The 3,846-nt window shown below is 47.5% G+C and carries 5 protein-coding genes and 1 pseudogene; all 6 read left to right on the top strand.

Annotation, left to right across the window (positions count from 1 at the left end):
* The first annotated feature begins 94 nt into the window (after positions 1–94).
* The gene (locus tag FDW95_RS03455; protein WP_115257351.1) at positions 95–835 is read left to right on the top strand and encodes a carbonic anhydrase family protein; all 741 of its coding nucleotides are present in this window, start codon (positions 95–97) and stop codon (positions 833–835) included.
* Between the two features lie 8 nt (positions 836–843).
* A pseudogene (prmA, locus tag FDW95_RS23450) lies at positions 844–939 on the top strand (50S ribosomal protein L11 methyltransferase); the annotation flags it as partial.
* 140 nt (positions 940–1,079) lie between these two features.
* On the top strand, positions 1,080–1,859 hold the full coding sequence (locus FDW95_RS03445) for a carbonic anhydrase family protein (RefSeq protein ID WP_115257350.1): 780 nt from the start codon (positions 1,080–1,082) through the stop codon (positions 1,857–1,859).
* A gap of 298 nt (positions 1,860–2,157) precedes the next feature.
* A complete protein-coding gene (gene dusB / locus FDW95_RS03440; protein ID WP_115257349.1) occupies positions 2,158–3,123 on the top strand; it encodes a tRNA dihydrouridine synthase DusB in 966 nt (321 codons plus the stop codon).
* Positions 3,124–3,148: 25 nt separating this feature from the next.
* On the top strand, positions 3,149–3,445 hold the full coding sequence (fis, locus tag FDW95_RS03435; protein ID WP_000462905.1) for a DNA-binding transcriptional regulator Fis: 297 nt from the start codon (positions 3,149–3,151) through the stop codon (positions 3,443–3,445).
* A gap of 87 nt (positions 3,446–3,532) precedes the next feature.
* On the top strand, positions 3,533–3,846 hold a 314-nt coding region (locus tag FDW95_RS03430; protein ID WP_283202152.1), incomplete at its 3' end, for a DNA methyltransferase.

The raw sequence follows: 3,846 nt of genomic DNA, 5'->3' as shown, positions 1-3,846 counted from the left end.
TGTACATCCCGCACAACGTCCCTGCGCTAAAATATTTGCTTAACTCATTGAAGTTAAAAACAAATAAATACTAACCATTCACTGGACGAATTGTATGAAAACAGCTTTTGGTAAGGCGGCGCTGTTGGCGCTAAGCATCATGCCCGCAACGGTTTTTGCATCTCATTGGAGCTATGAAGGAGAAGGCTCTCCTGAACACTGGGGCGCGCTCAGCGAGGAGTACAAAACTTGCCAGGCCGGAATGAACCAATCCCCCATCAACATTGACACAACGCTTACAGCTCATCTCCCACCGCTTACCATTCACTATACCGATGGACCGGCCACGCTCATCAACAATGGCCATACCATTCAGGCGGGTCTAAAGGCCTCGACCAAAGATAGCGTTACCATTGATGGAATACCATTCATCCTCCAACAGTTCCATTTTCACGCCCCCAGCGAAAATACCGTTCATGGCAAACATTACGCCATGGAGGCACATCTGGTGCACAAAGATGCAAAAGGTGATGTTGCCGTCGTCGCAGTCATGTTTGATATCGGGACAGAAAACGCAGAGCTAAATAAACTGTGGGCAACAATGCCCGAACAAGCTGAGCAGGACGTCAGAGTAACCACGCAGATGGATCTTAATGCACTGCTGCCCATCGATAAGACTTACTGGCGCTTTAGCTGTTCTCTGACAACCCCTCCCTGCACCGAAGGCGTAACCTGGATTATCCTGAAACACCCGATGACGCTTTCAGAAGTACAGCTTAAAAAATTCACTCAGACTATGCATCACAACAACAACCGGCCAGAACAACCGCTCAATGGCCGCGTGATCGTGGAGTAATCTTCAGAACCAGCTCAGAAGGCGTCTGCGAAGACTACGCCGATCTCTTTACACTCGATCTGCTGCCCGAAAAAGAAGAGTGGTGCCGCATTACCGGTCAATAAAATCTTTACGGCGTGGTTCTCTGGCTGCGCCATTTTCAGACAATACACCAGCCAGTAATCCCCCACCCCAACGCTAAAATACTCAACATAGTCATTTGATTTTATTTGTTTTTAAACACAGGCATTTACTGGGTGAATATATGTATCTAATCCGTGTTAGAACAACGCTGCTGTTGGCATGCCTCATGTCCTTTTCAGTGCAGGCATCGTCATGGGGATATAGCATCGGAGATACCTCCCCTGAACATTGGGGGGAAATCAACAACGAGTATAAAAGTTGCCAGACCGGGGTAAATCAATCCCCTATCAATATTCAGCCCAGCGATACCAGCAAACTTGGGCTCCCTATACTCACCATGCAGTACACCGATAGCCCAGTAAGGTTCCAGAGCATCAATCATACGCTTCAGGCGACGATGAACAGCTATACCCCTGATACCCTCAACATTGACAATCAGCTTTACTATTTAAAGCAATTGGATTTTCACGCACCGAGTGAACACACCATCGAGGGGAAAAACTACGCGATGGAGCTCCAGCTGCTCCACAAAAATCAGCAAGGTGATACCGTTATTGTGGCTGTCATGTTTGATGTTGACGAACCGAATCAAGCCATTAAAAACTTGTGGGAATCCTTTCCAACCATGGAAGGTAGCAACATGCCCATCTTCTCACCGGTCAACATCAACCAACTTTTGCCCGACAATAAAGTCTACTGGCGCTACAGCGGCTCATTGACGATTCCGCCATGTAGTGAAAACGTTATCTGGATTGTCCTGAAAACGCCAATGTCCCTCTCAACCGAACAGCTTGAAAATTTCAGGTACATCGTAGGACATATGAACAACCGTCCACTGCAACCACTGAATGGTCGCGAGGTTGAGGACAGCCAATCAGGCAACACCGAGATCCTGTACTAAAATGAGGTGACGATCACACAATGTCCCGATAATTTGCTGATTAATTCAGCAGATTATCTTGCCAGTATCTCCAGGCGATGAAGAAAAAATGAGAAGTTACGCAAAATTATATGCGTATATAAAACAGACACATTTTTATAATCCAATGATTTATATAATTAATTATTTTCATCCGTTCACATTTACGGCAATTCATTGATCCACCTCAGTGGATTGGTCAAAGTTTGGCCTTTCATCTCGTGCAAAAAATGCGTAATATACGCCGCCTTGCAGTCACAGTATGATCATTTCTTAACTCATGCGTATCGGACAATATCAGCTCAGAAATCGCCTGATCGCAGCACCTATGGCTGGCATCACTGACAGACCATTCAGGACGCTGTGCTACGAGATGGGAGCAGGATTGACGGTATCCGAGATGATGTCTTCTAACCCGCAGGTTTGGGAAAGTGATAAGTCTCGTTTACGGATGGTGCACGTTGATGAACCAGGAATTCGCACGGTGCAAATTGCCGGTAGCGACCCTGTTGAAATGGCCGATGCCGCACGTATTAACGTGGAAAGCGGCGCCCAAATTATTGATATCAATATGGGGTGTCCGGCTAAAAAAGTGAATCGCAAGCTTGCAGGTTCAGCCCTCTTGCAGTACCCGGATTTAGTGAAATCGATACTAACCGAGGTCGTCAATGCAGTGGACGTTCCTGTCACTCTCAAGATTCGCACCGGCTGGGCTCAGGAACACCGTAACTGCGTAGAGATTGCCCAACTGGCTGAAGACTGTGGCATTCAGGCTCTGACCATTCATGGACGCACCCGCGCCTGTTTGTTCAATGGAGATGCTGAGTACGACAGTATTCGGGCAGTTAAGCAGAAAGTTTCCATTCCGATTATCGCGAATGGCGACATTACTGACCCGCATAAAGCCAGAGCTGTGTTCGACTATACGGGGGCTGATGCCCTGATGATAGGCCGTGCAGCTCAGGGAAGACCCTGGATCTTTCGGGAAATCCAGCATTATCTGGACACTGGGGAGCTGCTACCCCCCCTGCCTCTGGCAGAGGTGAAGCGCTTGCTTTGTGCGCACGTTCGGGAACTGCACGACTTTTATGGTCAGGCAAAAGGGTACCGAATTGCGCGTAAACACGTATCCTGGTATCTCCAGGAACACGCTCCAAATGACCAGTTTCGGCGCACATTCAACGCCATTGAAGATTCCAGCGAACAGCTGGCGGCGTTGGAGGCATACTTCGAAAATTTTGCGTAAACAGAAATAAAGAGCTGACAGAACTATGTTCGAACAACGCGTAAATTCTGACGTACTGACCGTTTCTACCGTTAACTCTCAGGATCAGGTAACTCAAAAACCCCTGCGTGACTCGGTTAAACAGGCACTGAAGAACTATTTTGCTCAACTGAATGGTCAGGATGTTAATGATCTCTATGAGCTGGTACTGGCTGAAGTAGAACAGCCCCTGTTGGACATGGTGATGCAATACACCCGCGGTAACCAGACCCGTGCTGCCCTGATGATGGGCATCAACCGTGGTACGCTGCGTAAAAAACTGAAAAAATACGGCATGAACTGATACTAATCAGTTAAATGTTTGTTTTAAAAGGCGCTACTCGGCATGGGGAAGCGCCTTTTTTATAAGCATCATAAGGAGGCTTTGACGATGAACGCAGGATGTGAACCCGTCTATTTTGGCGATGAATCGAAAAAGATAATCCACGGTGATGCGCTGACCGAACTGAAAAAACTGCCGTCTACAAGCGTCGACCTCATTTTTGCTGACCCACCTTATAACATCGGCAAAGATTTTGACGGGCTCGTAGAATCCTGGGACGAAGAGACCTTTCTGGCATGGTTGTTTGAGTGTATTGATGAATGCCATCGAATACTCACGCCGCAGGGTACCATGTACATCATGAACAGTACGGAGAACATGCCGTATATCGACCTCAAATGTGATCTTGACCCTCCATCTCC

This window comes from Citrobacter sp. wls718 (assembly GCF_005280945.1).
Lineage (GTDB): Bacteria > Pseudomonadota > Gammaproteobacteria > Enterobacterales > Enterobacteriaceae > Citrobacter > Citrobacter gillenii.
Note: the sequence above shows the minus strand (reverse complement) of the source record. Positions and strands in the feature narration are given on the sequence as shown.

What these genes read in the sequence shown, in the direction of transcription:
- FDW95_RS03455 (WP_115257351.1), top strand. Translation starts at nt 95, where the DNA reads ATGAAAACAGCTTTTGGTAAGGCGGCGCTGTTGGCGCTAAGCATCATG.
- FDW95_RS03445 (WP_115257350.1), top strand. Translation starts at nt 1,080, where the DNA reads ATGTATCTAATCCGTGTTAGAACAACGCTGCTGTTGGCATGCCTCATG.
- dusB (WP_115257349.1), top strand. Translation starts at nt 2,158, where the DNA reads ATGCGTATCGGACAATATCAGCTCAGAAATCGCCTGATCGCAGCACCT.
- fis (WP_000462905.1), top strand. Translation starts at nt 3,149, where the DNA reads ATGTTCGAACAACGCGTAAATTCTGACGTACTGACCGTTTCTACCGTT.